Source organism: Streptomyces mangrovi, assembly GCF_900114215.1.
Lineage (GTDB): Bacteria > Actinomycetota > Actinomycetes > Streptomycetales > Streptomycetaceae > Streptomyces > Streptomyces barkulensis.
This window is the reverse complement of sequence record NZ_FOSG01000002.1, coordinates 324,063-338,718: the sequence shown is the minus strand read 5'-3', so window position 1 is coordinate 338,718 and position 14,656 is coordinate 324,063. Positions and strand designations below refer to the sequence as shown.

Annotated in this window: 15 protein-coding genes; 9 read left to right on the top strand and 6 right to left on the bottom strand. The window is 73.8% G+C overall.

Features of this window, described 5'->3' with window-relative positions; translation table 11 throughout:
- Window positions 1-180 precede the first annotated feature (180 nt).
- Window positions 181-348: a DUF3117 domain-containing protein gene (locus BM237_RS04245; protein WP_014137929.1), complete on the top strand. Its 168-nt coding sequence runs from the start codon at window positions 181-183 to the stop codon at window positions 346-348.
- 104 nt (window positions 349-452) lie between these two features.
- On the opposite strand, the gene BM237_RS04240 is transcribed toward BM237_RS04245, so the two are convergent.
- Window positions 453-1,151 (bottom strand): O-methyltransferase, encoded by a 699-nt coding sequence (locus BM237_RS04240; RefSeq protein ID WP_093847915.1) that lies wholly within the window; start codon window positions 1,149-1,151, stop codon window positions 453-455.
- A 150-nt stretch (window positions 1,152-1,301) separates the two neighbouring features.
- Between BM237_RS04240 and sigE the strand changes: the two genes are divergently transcribed.
- The 5 genes from sigE to BM237_RS04215 all read left to right on the top strand — a co-directional run bounded on the left by sigE (window position 1,302) and on the right by BM237_RS04215 (window position 6,208).
- Complete coding sequence (sigE, locus tag BM237_RS04235; RefSeq protein WP_093847913.1) at window positions 1,302-2,072, top strand: RNA polymerase sigma factor SigE; 771 nt, start codon at window positions 1,302-1,304, stop codon at window positions 2,070-2,072.
- Window positions 2,069-3,025, top strand: a complete 957-nt coding sequence (locus BM237_RS04230; RefSeq protein ID WP_093847911.1) for an anti-sigma factor family protein — start codon at window positions 2,069-2,071, stop codon at window positions 3,023-3,025. The genes sigE and BM237_RS04230 overlap by 4 nt, the downstream gene beginning before the upstream one ends.
- Window positions 3,026-3,276: 251 nt before the next feature.
- Entirely contained in the window at window positions 3,277-4,818 is a 1,542-nt protein-coding gene (locus BM237_RS04225) for a S1C family serine protease (RefSeq protein ID WP_093847909.1), read from the top strand.
- A 121-nt stretch (window positions 4,819-4,939) separates the two neighbouring features.
- A complete protein-coding gene (locus BM237_RS04220) occupies window positions 4,940-5,404 on the top strand; it encodes a sec-independent translocase (RefSeq protein WP_093847907.1) in 465 nt (154 codons plus the stop codon).
- Window positions 5,405-5,566: 162 nt separating this feature from the next.
- Window positions 5,567-6,208, top strand: a complete 642-nt coding sequence (locus BM237_RS04215; RefSeq protein WP_093847905.1) for a hypothetical protein — start codon at window positions 5,567-5,569, stop codon at window positions 6,206-6,208.
- 92 nt (window positions 6,209-6,300) lie between these two features.
- Here the strand turns inward: BM237_RS04215 and BM237_RS04210 are convergent, their stop codons facing one another.
- The 3 genes from BM237_RS04210 to BM237_RS04200 form a co-directional block, all read right to left on the bottom strand.
- On the bottom strand, window positions 6,301-7,467 hold the full coding sequence (locus BM237_RS04210) for an Mrp/NBP35 family ATP-binding protein (protein ID WP_093848130.1): 1,167 nt from the start codon (window positions 7,465-7,467) through the stop codon (window positions 6,301-6,303).
- Between the two features lie 87 nt (window positions 7,468-7,554).
- On the bottom strand, window positions 7,555-8,127 hold the full coding sequence (locus BM237_RS04205; protein ID WP_425443642.1) for a DUF1003 domain-containing protein: 573 nt from the start codon (window positions 8,125-8,127) through the stop codon (window positions 7,555-7,557).
- On the bottom strand, window positions 8,120-9,436 hold the full coding sequence (locus BM237_RS04200) for a magnesium transporter MgtE N-terminal domain-containing protein (RefSeq protein ID WP_093847903.1): 1,317 nt from the start codon (window positions 9,434-9,436) through the stop codon (window positions 8,120-8,122). The genes BM237_RS04205 and BM237_RS04200 overlap by 8 nt, the downstream gene beginning before the upstream one ends.
- 266 nt (window positions 9,437-9,702) lie before the next feature.
- Between BM237_RS04200 and BM237_RS04195 the strand changes: the two genes are divergently transcribed.
- Window positions 9,703-10,470 (top strand): hypothetical protein, encoded by a 768-nt coding sequence (locus BM237_RS04195; RefSeq protein WP_175540877.1) that lies wholly within the window; start codon window positions 9,703-9,705, stop codon window positions 10,468-10,470.
- Between the two features lie 52 nt (window positions 10,471-10,522).
- Here BM237_RS04195 and BM237_RS04190 read toward each other — a convergent pair whose 3' ends face one another.
- Window positions 10,523-11,104: a hypothetical protein gene (locus tag BM237_RS04190; RefSeq protein WP_245793391.1), complete on the bottom strand. Its 582-nt coding sequence runs from the start codon at window positions 11,102-11,104 to the stop codon at window positions 10,523-10,525.
- A gap of 215 nt (window positions 11,105-11,319) precedes the next feature.
- Between BM237_RS04190 and BM237_RS04185 the strand changes: the two genes are divergently transcribed.
- Window positions 11,320-12,267 (top strand): DMT family transporter, encoded by a 948-nt coding sequence (locus BM237_RS04185; RefSeq protein WP_093847901.1) that lies wholly within the window; start codon window positions 11,320-11,322, stop codon window positions 12,265-12,267.
- 102 nt (window positions 12,268-12,369) lie between these two features.
- Here the strand turns inward: BM237_RS04185 and BM237_RS04180 are convergent, their stop codons facing one another.
- The gene (locus tag BM237_RS04180; protein ID WP_093847899.1) at window positions 12,370-13,539 is read right to left on the bottom strand and encodes a magnesium and cobalt transport protein CorA; all 1,170 of its coding nucleotides are present in this window, start codon (window positions 13,537-13,539) and stop codon (window positions 12,370-12,372) included.
- 485 nt (window positions 13,540-14,024) lie between these two features.
- Here BM237_RS04180 and BM237_RS04175 point away from each other — a divergent pair, with 485 nt between their 5' ends.
- Window positions 14,025-14,636 (top strand): suppressor of fused domain protein, encoded by a 612-nt coding sequence (locus tag BM237_RS04175; protein WP_093847897.1) that lies wholly within the window; start codon window positions 14,025-14,027, stop codon window positions 14,634-14,636.
- The last annotated feature ends 20 nt before the right edge of the window (window positions 14,637-14,656 follow it).

The following is a 14,656-nucleotide window of genomic DNA, read 5'->3' as shown; positions in this document are numbered from 1 at the left end:
TATTGCAGTCTGATCCCCGAATTGGGTGGTTTTGCGCGAGGGTGTTGTGCAAGGGATACGGACCGATGTTGGTCACGAGGTCGTGCGATGCGGGATAATGGCCGGGAAGCAATGTGTTCGACGCCGGCGACACCTGGGTTGCCCGGCTGAGATCAGCTGGTTTCAGGAAGGGGAACGAGCATGGCGGCCATGAAGCCGCGGACGGGCGATGGCCCGCTCGAGGTGACCAAGGAGGGGCGGGGCATCATCATGCGCGTTCCGCTCGAAGGCGGTGGACGACTCGTCGTCGAGCTCACCCCTGACGAGGCGGATGCACTCGGCGAAGCTCTGAAGAAGGCCTGCGGCTGAGGAGCGATCGAAGACCTCCGGCGCCACACCGCCTTCGCACCACCACCGCCGCCCCCGGGAGAGCACGGCCCGGGGGCGGCGGTGTGCTGTCGGCCGGCCCGTGGTCAGCGGTGGCGCTTGACCGCGCACAGCAGGCCGTCGCCCACCGGCAGCAGCGAGGGCAGCAGCGAGGTGCTGTCCCGGACGGTGCGCAGCAGCTCGCGCAGTCTGAGGACCTCCGCGGGCTGTGACGAGGAGTCGACGGTGCGGCCGTCGGCGAAGACGCCCTCGAAGCAGACCAGCCCGCCCGGGCGCAGCAGGCGCAACGATTCGCCCAGGTACTCCAGGCACTCCATCCGGTCGCCGTCGCAGAAGACCAGGTCGTAACCGCCGTCGGCGAGCCGGGGCAGGACGTCCAGGGCGCGGCCGGGGATGAAGCGGGCGCGGTTGGCCGCGAAGCCCGCGGCGCGGAACGCCTGGCGGGCGATCTGCTGGCACTCCGGCTCGGTGTCCACGGTCGTCAGCACGCCGTCGGGCCGCATGCCGTGCAGCAGGTGGATGCCCGACACCCCGGTGCCGGTGCCGATCTCGGCCACCGCCTTGGCGTCCACGGCCGCGGCCAGCAGCCGCAGCGCGGCGCCCGTGCCGTCCGACACCGTGCGCAGGCCCGCCTCCCGGGCCCGGTCGCGGGCCCAGCGCAGCGCCGCCGAGTGCTCGGAGCGCTCGGCGTGCTGGACGTTCTCCGCGCCGTACGCGTCGGCGAACGCCCAGCTCGTCTGCCGGTTGCCGGTAATCGCCCTCTCCTGTCCCCGTGGTGCCCGCATCCGTGACTGTATCCGTTGGCGCCGGGAACCCGCAGATGGGACCGCGCGTTGGTTGGGCAGAGACCGTGCGGCGAGCGGCGGGGAACGTACATGGCACACGGCCGCAAGAGGGTCAAAGAAACTTATCCGGAGCTAACGGGCGAGGTGGCTATGGTAGGGACTCCACTGGACACCACCAGAGCCGACAGGGGAGGTGCGGCTGCGGCCGGTGACCGGAAAGTGCTCAGGCGCTTCCTCAGGTCGTCCGGCGAGCCGAAATCCGTGAACGACACCGCTGACCACCGCCGCGCCGCCGACTCCGTGACCACCGCGACCTTCGCAACCGACGCGGACGCTCCGGCGTGGACGCCTCCCACCTGGGAGGAGATCGTCAGCACCCACAGCGCACGGGTCTACCGCCTCGCCTACCGCCTCACCGGGAACCAGCACGACGCCGAGGACCTGACCCAGGAGGTCTTCGTCCGGGTCTTCCGCTCGCTGTCCACCTACACTCCCGGCACCTTCGAGGGCTGGCTGCACCGCATCACCACGAACCTCTTCCTGGACATGGTGCGGCGCAAGCAGCGCATCCGCTTCGACGCCCTCGGCGACGACGCGGCCGAGCGGCTGCCCAGCCGTGAGCCCTCGCCGCAGCAGCACTTCAACGACACCCACTTCGACGCCGACGTCCAGCAGGCGCTGGACACCCTCGCCCCGGAGTTCCGGGCGGCGGTGGTGCTCTGCGACATCGAGGGGCTGTCGTACGAGGAGATCGCCGCGACGCTCGATGTGAAGCTCGGCACGGTCCGCAGCCGCATCCACCGCGGTCGCTCCCACCTGCGCAAGGCCCTCAAGCACCGGTCCCCCCGGGCACGCGCCGAGCAGCGCGCCCTGGCCGGGGCGCTCCCCGGTGCCGTGGGAGGGGAGGGCGGCACCGCGTGAGCGGCACACACGACGGCGTACCCGATCCGGAGCCGACCCCGGCCGAGCAGCACCTGGGCGACCGGCTGGCGGCCCTGGTGGACGGCGAGCTGGGGCACGAGACGCGCGAGCGCGTCCTGGCGCACCTGGCCACCTGCCACACCTGCAAGGCGGAGGCCGACGCACAGCGCAGGCTGAAGAGCGTCTTCGCGGACGCCGCGCCCCCGCCGCCCTCGGAGGGGCTGCTCGCCAGGCTCCAGGGGCTGCCCGGAGGCCTGGGCGACGACCCCGGGCGGGGCCGGGGCGGGCCGCCGGACTCCTCCTCGTCCCCCTGGGACTTCGAGTACCTGCCGGCCGGCGGCGTGCTCACCTCCGACCGCGGATTCCGCATCCACCGGGTCCATGAGACGGACCGGCCGTCCTCGCGCGGCCGCCGCTTCGCCTTCGCGGCGGCGGGCGCGGTCTCGCTGGCGGCCTTCGCCATCGGCGGCGCGCTCACCTCCGCGGCCACCGGCGGCTCCACGGTCGCCGCGGGCGGGGAAGGCGGTACGAGCGCCCGCTCGCCGCGCACGGCGGCCGTCGGGCCGGAGCGCGGCAGCGAGCGGAGCGGCGGCAGACCGGGACAGCGAGCGGGGAAGGGACCGGCCGGTACACCGAGCGGACCGGCCGTGGCGCCGACGCGGCCGCCCGTGCTGTCGGTGTCACCGCTGGAGGCCGCCTACGCCCCCCGGCCCCACGGGCTGACGGCGGTGCCGGTGATCGATGTGCTGCCCACCCTGCACCCGCCGCTGATACATCCCACGCAGTACCAGGCGCCGTCCGGCGAGGAGCCGCCGGAGCAGTACGAGTCCGTCAGGCAGCCGCTCATAGCGGCGACGCCCATGGGAGCCGCTCCCACGGCCGCGGCTCCCACGGCCACGGCCACCGCTCCGGTGGGCGCCACCCCGGCGCCCACGCTCCCGCCGGGCCGCTGACCGGCTCCGGGCCCGCGCGGACCGCCCGTCCGCGCGGGCCCGTGTACGGCCTGTCCATGCTCCTGACAAGTTCTCGTGAGTCCGCCGCCCGCCGGGCCGCCGGAGTGCCGCCGCGCCCCGGCGGCCCTTGCGGGGGAAACCCCGTGGGCCCCGGCCGGTCCGGCTTCGCCGACGCAGGCGGAACTGGTTGAATCGTGGGGATGTGGTGCGAGTCCGCGCGGAGCGCGACGCGGGCCGATGCTGGGGAGAACATGGACGAGGGGAAGGCCGCCGGACAGCGGCCGACGTGGTGGAGCCGTCCACGCGGGGCCCGGGCCCCGCGTCCGGTGGCGAAAGACGCCCGTACGGTCCAGGGCGCGCCGGCGCCACTGCACGGGGAGGACCCGTACGGCACCCCGCCCTACGGCGGCCCCGGCCCCTGGGCGCCGGCCCCGCCCGTCCAGCGGCCCACGGCGACACCGGCCCGGGGCACCACGCTGCCGCCCCAGGCGCAGGCCCCCGGGCCCGCCCCCGAGGCCGTCCCCGAGCACGCCGCTTCGCCGGGGGTCTTCGCGCGCTACGACCCCTGGGCGCCGCCGTCCGCCGCGGCGCCGCACCCGGCAGCCCCGCACACCGCTCACCCGCCGCACCCGGAAGCCTCCCCGCGGCACCGGGGCCGGCCGGCCACCGCCGTCGCCGGGGCCGTCCTGCTGGCACTGGTCGCCGGGACGGTGGGCGGCGGCATCGGGGCGTACGCGCAGCGCCAAGGCGACATCGGCACCATCCAACTCTCCCAGACCCCGGCACAGGACACCGGCCGCGCCCCGGACAGCGTGGCCGGCATCGCCGGGCGGGCCTTGCCGGGTGTGGTGACCATCCAGGTGCGCGGCGCCGGGGAGCCCGGAGAGCTGGGCACCGGAACCGGCTTCGTCCTGGACGGCCGCGGCCACCTCCTCACCAACCACCATGTGGTGGAGTCCGCCGGGAACGGGAACGGGAACGGGGACGGGGACGGCGGCGGCATCAGGGTGGTCTTCCACGGCGGCGAGACCACCACCGCCGAGATCATCGGCACCGACAGCGGCTACGACCTCGCCGTGCTGAAGGTGGAGGGGGTCAGCGGCCTCAGCCCGCTGCCGCTGGGCAACTCCGACTCCGTGCGGGTGGGCGACCCGGTCGTGGCGATCGGAGCGCCGTACGGCCTGGCGGGCACGGTCACCACCGGGATCGTCAGCGCCACGGAGCGCCCCGTCACCGCGGGCGGCGAGGAGGAGGGCGGGGGCAGCGACATCAGCTACGTGGAGGCGCTGCAGACCGACGCCCCGATCAACCCCGGCAACTCCGGCGGCCCGCTGATGGACGCCGGGGGCCGGGTGATCGGCGTCAACAGCGCGATCCGCTCCGCGGGCGGCGACCTGCCCCGGACGGACACCGGCGGCAGCATCGGCCTGGGCTTCGCCATCCCCGTCAACCAGGCCAGGCGGGTGGCCGAGGAACTGATCAACACCGGCCGCGCCACCCATCCCGTGATCGGCGTCACCATCGACATGGGACATTCCGCGGAGGGCGCCCGGGTCGGCCTGCCCGCCGGGCGCGAGGGCACGGCGGTCGTGCCGGGAGGGCCCGCCGACGCGGCCGGCATCGAGGAGGGCGACGTGATCACCGAGGTGGACGGCGTCCGGGTGCGCAGCGGTGAGGAACTGATCGTCAGGATCCGCGCCCGGCGCCCCGGCGACCGGCTGGAACTCACGGTCGAGCGCGGTGGCGGCCGGCGCTCGGTGGAGGTGGTCCTCGGTTCGGCGGGCGGCCCGTGAGACCCGTCACGCCTGCCGCCACGACGGCCGTTGTTCGCCCCGCCGACTCCCGCCCCGCCCCCGCGCCGGGTACCGTGACTGTGGCCGCACGGGTCGTGGACGCACATGAGGGAGCTGAACGGTGTTCTTCGACATAGGACCCCTCGAGCTGATCGCTCTCGTCATCCTCGCGATCCTCGTCTTCGGTCCGGAGAAGCTGCCGAAGGTGATCCAGGACACCGCGCGGTTCATCCGCAAGGTCCGGGAGTTCTCCGACAGTGCCCGGGACGACATCCGCAGGGAACTGGGACCGGAGTTCAAGGACTTCGACTTCGAGGACCTCAATCCCAGGAACTTCGCGCGCAAGCACCTGCTGGAGAACGAGGACCTGGGGCTGAAGGAGATCCGCAACGGTTTCGACCTGCGCCAGGAGCTCGCCGAGGTCACGGACGCGGTCAACGGCAGGGAGGTCACCTCGGGCGGCTCGTCCGCGCCCGCCCCGGGCGACCCGGCCGCGCCCGCTCCGGGCGGTTCCGCGGTCGACCTGCGCAAGGACGGCACGGCACCCAGGAACGACCCTCCGCCGTACGACGCCGACGCCACCTGAGGCCATCCCGCCGGTGAACCGGGAGGGCCACCTCCCGTACTCCGCAGCCGGTCCTGCCCGGTTCGGCGCACGGGGGTGGCTATCCTCCCTGTGTCCGGGGTCGGGCCGCCCGAGGGGGGCGGGCCTCCCACGACACGGGGCACACGAGGAGGCGTCGCACAGATGGAGACGACGGGCCGGGTAGGGCCGAGAGACGTACCCGCGTCCGGGGCGGACCGGGTGATCGACGGCTATCTGATGGCCGGCTTCCCCTGGTACGGCCTCGACGAGGCCTTCACCGGCCCGCGCTGGCTGATGCGGGTGGGAGCCGCCGCCGACGGCACGGTCGAGCACGGCTCGACCGGTCACGGGGACGAGCCCTCCTTCCGGGCCGAGCCGGGTCCGGAGGGCCTGCGCTTCGCCGTCGTCGTGACGGTCGCCGACCGCCCGGTGCGCAGCAGCCCGGACGGCACGGGGGTTCTGGAGGCCACCTCGGTCTCGTCGGCCGCCTGGCTGGCCGGGTCGGGACTGCTGTCATGCACCTGGCCCGCCCGGATGGAGCGCGGACTCAGACAGAGCTGGCTGGACCAGCAGACGGCGATCGCCTGGGAACTGGCCGACGACCTGGACGGCTCCGCCTGGTCCACCCTCTCGCTGCCGGTCGACGGTGTCCCCACCGACTTCCGCTACCGGGAGTCGGAGTACGGCTGGGTGCTGGCCGGCCCCGCGCACGAGGGCGTGCACATCGGAGCCTACGGGCGGGGGATGAGCGCCTACGGGCTGGGCTTCTCGGTGATCAAGGACCTCGGCGAGTACGAGCGCTGAACGCCCGGCCGCCCGTACGCCCGGCCGCCCGTACGCCCGGCCGCCCGTACGCCCGGCCGCGCGGGCGTACGGGGGAAGCGCGCGGGAGGGCCTCAGAACTTGTTGCGCGGGGTGATCCCCAGCGACATGCCCGCCAGCCCGCGCTGGCGCCCGCCCAGCTTGCCCGCGACCGAGCGGATCGCGGAGCCCGCGGGGGAGTCCGGGTCGGTCAGCACCACCGGCCTGCCCTCGTCGCCGCCCTCGCGCAGCCGTACGTCGATCGGGATGGAGCCGAGCACGGGCACGGTGGTGCCGGTGGTCCGGCTCAGCCCGTCGGCGACGCGCTGGCCGCCGCCGGTGCCGAAGACGTCCACCATCTCGTCGCAGTGCGGGCAGGGCAGCCCGGACATGTTCTCGACCACGCCCACGATCTTCTGGTGGGTCTGCACCGCGATGGACCCGGCGCGTTCGGCCACCTCGGCGGCCGCCTGCTGCGGGGTGGTCACCACCAGGATCTCGGCGTTGGGGACGAGCTGCGCCACCGAGATGGCGATGTCGCCCGTGCCCGGCGGCAGGTCCAGCAGCAGCACGTCCAGGTCGCCCCAGTAGACGTCGGCCAGGAACTGCTGGAGCGCGCGGTGCAGCATCGGTCCGCGCCACACCACCGGGGCGTTGCCCGGGGTGAACATGCCGATCGAGATCACCTTCACGCCGTTGGCGGAGGGCGGCATGATCATGTTCTCGACCTGGGTGGGGCGGCCGTCGGCGCCCAGCATGCGCGGCACCGAGTGGCCGTAGATGTCGGCGTCCACGACGCCCACCTTCAGACCGTCGGCCGCCATCGCCGCCGCCAGGTTGACCGTCACCGAGGACTTGCCGACACCGCCCTTGCCGGAGGCGATCGCGTAGACGCGGGTCAGGGAGCCGGGCCTGGCGAACGGGATCTCCCGCTCGGCCTGCCCGCCGCGGAGCGTGGCCGCCAGCTCGCGGCGCTGCTCGTCGCTCATCACGTCCAGGGAGACCGTCACGTCCGTGACGCCCGCCACACCGCGGACCGCCCGGGTCACGTTCTCGGTGATCGTCTCGCGCATCGGGCAGCCGGACACCGTCAGATAGACCGTGACCGCGACCGAGCCGTCGTCGCCGATCTCCACCGACTTCACCATGCCCAGGTCGGTGATCGGACGGTGGATCTCGGGGTCGTCGACGGTCGCGAGCGCGGCGCGGACCGCGTCCTCGGTGGGGGCGGGGCTGGATGCCGCGGACGTGTCAGTAGCCATGCCCCGATGGTACGGCGCGCCGACGCCGGCGCCGAAGACGGCGGATGAGACGCGGGTCACCGCCAAGGGCGCCCGCCCGGGGCCGGATCACCGATCGCGGTCGGGCGGCGGCTCCAGGGCGCCGCGCTGCTCCAGCTCCTTGAGCAGGTCCTGGAGCTCGGAGCGGATCCAGTCCCGGGTGGCGACCTCGCCCATGCCCATCCGCAGCGCGGCGATCTCCCGGGTGAGGTACTCGGTGTCGGCCATCGAGCGCTCGGTGCGCTTGCGGTCCTGCTCCAGGTTCACCCGGTCCCGGTCGTCCTGCCGGTTCTGCGCCAGCAGGATCAGCGGTGCCGCGTAGGAGGCCTGGAGGGACAGGGCCAGGGTCAGGAAGATGAACGGGTACTCGTCGAAGCGCAGATCCGGCGGGGCCACGATGTTCCAGATGACCCACACCACGATGGTGAACGTCATCCAGACGATGAACCGCCCGGTCCCCAGGAAGCGGGCGATCCGCTCCGACAGCCGCCCGAACGCCTCCGGGTCGTACTCCGGCAGCGGGCTGCGGCGCGGCACCATCGGCTGGTCCAGCCTGGCGCGGGCCGCGCGCCCGGTGGCCGGCGGAAGGCTCCGCTCGCGTTCCCTGCGCGCCATGCGCTCGTCCCGTTCCCTGTCACCCATCGGCGGTCCCCCGGCCGTCCTGTCGGCTCTCCGTCGGCTCGTGCACTGCGAACATCTCCCGGGCGGCGGCCTCCCGCCAGTCGTCGGGCAGCAGGTGGTCCAGTACGTCGTCGACGGTGACGGCGCCCAGCAGCGATCCGCTCTCGTCCACCACCGGCACCGACACGATGTTGTACGCGGCCAGATAGCTGGTCAGCGTGGGCAGCGGGGTGTCCGGCGGCAGCGGCCGCAGATCGGTGTCCACGACCGAGCCGACCAGGGTGCCGGGCGGCTCGCGCAGCAGCCGCTGGAAGTGCACCAGCCCCAGGTACTTGCCCGTCGGGGTCTCCTCCGGCGGCCGGCACACGTACACCTGGGCGGCCAGCGGCGCCGAGAGGTCCTGCACGCGTACCCGGGCCAGCGCGTCGGCGACCGTGGCGTCGGGCCGCAGCACGATCGGCTCGGTGGTCATCATGCCGCCCGCGGTGCGCTCCTCGTACGTCAGCAACCGCCTCACCGGGGCCGCGTCCTGCGGCTCCATCAGCTCCAGCAGCCGGTTCATGTCGCCTTCCGGCAGCTCGGACAGCAGGTCGGCGGCGTCGTCGGGGTCCATCGCCTCCAGCACGTCCGCGGCGCGCTCCTCCTTGAGCTTGCCGAGGATCTCCACCTGGTCGTCGTCGGGCAGCTCCTCCAGCACGTCCGCCAGCCGGTCGTCGTCCAGCGCGGCGGCGACCTCCGCCCGGCGCTTGGGCGACAGATGGTGCAGGACGTTGGCCAGGTCGGCCGGGCGCAGCTGCTCGAAGGTGGCCAGCAGGTTGGCCGCGCCCTGGCCCTCCTCCTCCAGCGACAGGCCGGTCACCGCCGACCACTCCACGGTCAGCGTCTCGCCCGACCGCCGCCGGCGCAGCCCGCCACCGCCGCCGCGGCGCACGAAGACCTTGTCGATCAGCCAGTCGCGGCGCCCGGGGACCTGGGTGAGGCCGACGTCGAGCACGGTGACCTTCTCGCCCGTCTCGACCAGCGTCACCTGGCGGTCCAGCAGTTCGCCCAGGACCAGCGTCTCGGTGGGCCGCTGCTCGAAGCGCCGCATGTTGACCACGCCGGTGGTGATCACCTGTCCCGACGCGACGCCGGTCACCCGGGTCATGGGAAGGAAGACGCGCCGCCGGCTGACGACCTCGACGACCAGTCCGAGCACGCGCGGCGGACGCCCGCCGACGCGCAGCATCGCCACCACGTCCCGCACCCGGCCGACCTGGTCCCCGACGGGGTCGAAGACGGCCACGCCGGAGAGGTGCGAGACGAAGACCCGCTGGGCACCCAGCACCATGGTCCATCCTCCGCTTCCCACTCGTGTCCGCCGCGCGCGGCGGGTCGCCCCGTCCGCCGCGCACGCCGTTCCTGCCGTGTGTGCCCGTGTACCCGCGTGTGGCCGAGTGTCCGCATGTGGGACGTGATCCGAATGCGGCTTCAAGGCTAACGCGCCCCGTCGTCGGCCCCGTGCGAGGGCACCGGTCGCACGGTCGCCCGCGACCCGGTCCGGGGCCCCCGGTAGGGTGCCGTCGTCCTGCCCCGGCATCAGGAGGAAGAGCTGACGTGACTGCGTGGGTCCACGGTGTTCGCGCCCGGAGTACGGCCGTGTCGGTGGGGGCGGTCTGCGCGGTCCTGCTGACCCTGCTCACGGGGTGCGGTTCGAAGGACCCGAACGAGGGGACCAACGGGGTCGGCAGGCTCCCGGCCGCCGAGATCGAACAGAGGGCGGGCAAGGCCGCCCGGGCGGCGCAGTCCGTACGGCTGTCGGGCAATGTGGTCAGCAAGGGCCGCACCTACCGGCTGGACATGCGGCTGAAGGACGACGGCGGCCTGGGCGAGGTCTCGGCCAGGGGCGGCCCCCGCTTCGAGCTGCTGCGGGCCGGCGAGGACCTCTACCTCAAGGCGAACGCCGACTTCTGGGCGGACCAGGGCAAGGACGGCGAGAAGCCGGACGAGGCCGATCTCGCGGCGGCCCGCAAGCTGGAGGGCAAGTACGTCAAGGTGCCCCCCGGCGACCCCGCCTACAAGCAGCTCAGCGGATTCACGGACAAGGACGTGCTGCTCGACGGGCTGCTCACCCTGAACGGCGAGCGCGGGGTCGGGGACCACGGCGAGGTCGACGGCGTACGGACGGTCGAGGTGCGGGCCGCCGAGGGCGACGGCGGGATACTCAGCGTCTCGCTGATCGGCACGCCCTACCCGCTGCGGCTGGAGCGCGGCGGCGACGCGGGCGTGGTCCAGATGCTGGAGTGGGACAAGGAGTTCACCCTGCGCGCCCCGGAGAAGGACCAGATCGTCGACTACGGCAAGAAGATCTCGGCGGCCGAGTGACGTCCCGGCTCCTCCCGCCCGGCTCCTTCCCCCGGCGTTCTTCCCCGGTGTCCTACCGGCCCTTCCTCCCCGGCCGGCCGCGGCGCAGCAGCTTCGGCAGCCCGGCCGGGGCCGGGCGGCGCGTGGTCGCCGGCGTCGGCGGCGGGACGGCGGCCCGCAGATCCTCCGGCATCGAGCCGGGCCCTTCCACGAGCGGCCCCGCCGGTTCCAGCCGCAGCACCCGGCACTCGCGGGCCCAGCGCTCGGCGATCGTCGTGGCGTCCGGTGCGTTGAGCCGCTTGCCCGCCAGCCCGGCCACCGCCTCCCGCCACTGTTCGCCGCCCGGCGGCAGCTCCACCACCCGGGCCGGCCAGACGGCCAGCAGCCCGCCCTTGTCCTTGCTGCGCACCGAGACCGTGGCGGTGGCGCCGTCGGCGAGCCCCAGGGGCTCCAGCGGCTGCTCCGCGGGGCCGTCGCCCACCAGATGCACGGCACCGTCGTGCCAGACGTGCCACAGCGCGCGCCGCGGCCCCCGGGGGCCGCGCACCCACACCAGCGCGGACTTCTTCGCCGACTCCTCGATCAGCGCCCGGTCGGACATGGACAGGGGCGCCCGGGGCGTCCGGGAGCCGGCGGGAACGGACGGATCGGCCATGGGACGACCCTACCGCCGCGCCCGGCACCCGCACCGTGCGCGCCGTGGGCCCGGGGCGGGATTCCGGCAGCCGGACGGTCAGTACCGCGGCATGTTCACGCGCCTTACGCTGGTGGCCGGCGGCGCGGCCCACCGAGCGCCCCGACCCGTTCTCACCCCCCGAGCCCGGGCTCCAGAGCCCGGTTCGGATCCCAGCAGCCCCGGAGAGGAGCCCCGTGCGCGCCGTCAGGACCCGTACCGCCGCGCCCCTACAGGCGGCCGGAGCCGTGGCGGGAGGCCCGGGCACCGGCCTGGACCTGTTCCTGCTGGCGGTCGCCGTGTCCGGCATCTCCCTGTCCGCGCCCCTGATCGCGGCCACCGCCGCCCCGGCCCTGGCCATCGCCTTCTGGCGCAACGCCATGGCGGTCGGCGTCCTCACCCCGCTGGCCCTCGTCCGCCACCGGGCCGGGCTGCGCGCCATGGGACGCCGCAACGTGCTGCTGGCCGCCGCCGCCGGGGCGCTGCTCGCGCTGCACTTCGCGCTGTGGCTGCCCAGCCTCCACATGACCTCGGTCGCCTCCTCGACCGCGCTGGTCACCACCACCCCGATCTGGACCACCCTGCTGCTGCGGCTGCGCGGCCGCAGCTCGCCCGCCCTGGTCTGGGCGGGCACCGCGGTCGCCTTCGCCGGAGTGGTGATCCTCACAGGGGTCGACCTGTCGCTCTCGCCGCGGGCGCTGGCGGGCGACGCCCTGGCACTGGGCGGCGGCATGGCGGCGGCCGGGTACGTCCTGCTGGGGGCGGAGGTGCGCCGCACGGTCTCCACGACCGCGTACACCTACGTCTGCTACACCACCACCTCCGTACTGCTGCTGGCCGCCTGCCTGGTCTTCGGTGCCGACCTCGACGGCTACAGCGGCGAGACCTGGATCAAGCTCGCCGTCCTCACCGCCACCGCGCAGCTGCTGGGCCACTCGCTGCTCAACCGGGTGGTGCGCGGGCTCGGGCCGTCGGTCACCTCCACCGCGATCCTGCTGGAGACACCGGGCGCGGCGCTGATCGCGGCGCTCTGGCTGGGACAGAACCCGCCGGCGGCCGTCTACGGGGCGCTGGCGGTGATCCTGCTCGGTCTGGCCCTGGTGGTCCGGGGCAACGCCGGATCCGCGCGCGCCGCGCGGACCTGACGCGCCGTCCGCTCCCGCCCTCCCGTCCTCCCGTCCTCCCGTCCTCCCGTCCTCCCGTTTTCGGCCTTCCACGACCGGCGGGCCCGGCGGGCCCGGCGGGCCCTACAGCCAGCCGTTGCGCTTGAAGCCGCGGTGGATGGCGTAGCAGATCCCGACGATCACGGTCATGACGGCCGGGTAGCCGTAACGCCACTGGAGTTCCGGCATGTAGTCGAAGTTCATGCCGTAGATCCCGGCGATCATCGTCGGGACGGCGAAGATCGCCGCCCACGAGGTGATCTTCCGCATGTCCTCGTTCTGCGCGACCGTCGCCTGGGCCAGGTTCGCCTGGAGGATGGAGTTGAGCAGGTCGTCGAAGGAGAGCACCTGCTCGTTGACCCGGGTCAGATGGTCCGCCACATCGCGGAAGTACTTCTGGATGTCGGGGTCGACCAGCCGCATCGGCCGCTCGCTCAGCAGCTGCATCGGCCGCAGCAGCGGCGAGACCGCCCGCTTGAACTCCAGCACCTCCCGCTTGAGCTGGTAGATCCGCCCCGCGTCGCGGCCCCGGCGGCCCTTGCCCGCGCTCTCGGAGAAGACCTGGATCTCCACCTCGTCGATGTCGTCCTGCACCGCGTCGGCGACCGCCAGATAGCCGTCCACCACCTGGTCGGCGATGGAGTGCAGTACGGCCGAGGGGCCCCTGGCCAGCAGCCCGGGGTCGTCCTCCAGCCGGTGGCGAAGGGTGCGCAGCGAGCCCTGGCCGCCGTGCCGGACGGTGATGATGTAGTCCCGGCCGGTGAAGCACATCACCTCGCCGGTCTCCACCACCTCGCTGGAGTCGGTGAGTTCGGCGTGCTCGACGTAGTGGATCGTCTTGAAGACGGTGAACAGGGAGTCGTCGTACCGCTCCAGCTTCGGCCGCTGGTGCGCGTGCACCGCGTCCTCCACGGCGAGCGGGTGCAGGCCGAACTCGCGGGCGATGCCGGAGAACTCCCGCTCGGTGGGCTCGTGCAGGCCGATCCACACGAACGCCCCGCCGCCCGGACCGTCCTGCCGCCCCTGCTGTCCCTGAGCTTCCCCCGGCTCGCGGTGGCGCAGGGAGCGCAGGGCCTCGGCCGGGGTCATGTGCCGCGACTCGCGGCGGCCGTCCCGGTAGACGGCGCAGTCCACCACCGCGCTGGTCGCGGTGGTGTCGACGGCGGAGCCGTCGTGGGCGTAGGGGTAGGGGGAGCGGCCGCCCCGGCGCAGGGCGGGGCGGACCGCGGCGCGCAGGTCACGGATCATCGACATGCTGGGCTCCTTCGCGTGCCGAGCCGCCGGTGAACGGGCGCAGCGCTGCCCGGAATGGGGGCCTACGGGGCCGAGGGACAAGAAGTCCACGGGCCGGAGGTCTGCAAAGCGGGCACCACGCGGGACCGTACGCACAGGCGGCGTTCGCTGAGAACGTCGGTCGAGCAGGGGGACTCACGCGCTCTTCCGCGAAGCCGGTCCGCAGGAGGAAAAGGAGGGGACTTCCAAGGTTTCACCGCCCGGCGGTGGGGGAGGAAGGCCCTCAGGCAAGGGGACGTGGCTGCCGTACGGAAGAGCGGCTGGTACTGCACGGTCGACTCGGATCCATCGCAGCCCCACCTCCTCCGGCCGGTCCCCGCTGGGGGAAATCTGTGTACACGCCTTGACCAGCGGTCAACGGTAGCACTCATGGACGTCCGTCCATCCCGTTCCGGGGCCGACGCGTACCCTCTTTGCCTGATCAATACACGATCTATGCTCGCCGTATGGCACACGTTCTGGAACTGGTCGAGGCCCGGCTGCGCAGCGCCCTGGGGGAGCCCGACGCACGGGCGGCGGTGACCTTCCTGGGCGCCGACCGGATCGAGGTGCTGCGCTTCCCGGACGCCGGGGAGGGCCCCGGCGGCGGGAACGGCCTGGTGCGCTACGCCACCCTGGGGATGTCGGCGGCCCCCATGGCCGACCCCTCCGACGTACTCGCCGACCCCGAACGGGGGCCCCGCGCCGAGCTGGTGCTGACGGTGCGCGCCGGGGCGGCCGACACCGACAAGGTGCTGCGCCCGCTCGCCGTGCTCGCCGCCTCCCCCCAGGTCGAGGGCGTGGTCGTGGCCCCCGGCGCCTCGCTGGACGTGGGCGAGCCGCTGTGGCCGGGCGCCTCCTTCACCTCCGTGCTGGTCGCCGAGCCCGGAGGGCTGGTGGAGGACCTGGAGCTCGATCCGCCGATGGACCCGGTGCGCTTCCTCCCCCTGCTGCCGATGACGCCCAACGAGGCGGCCTGGAAGCGGGTGCACGGCGCGGCGGAGCTCCAGGAGCGCTGGCTGGCCCGCGGCACGGACCTGCGCGATCCACGGCGGGCGTCCGTGCCCCTGACGGACTGAGTCCGGCCGGAGGGACGCGG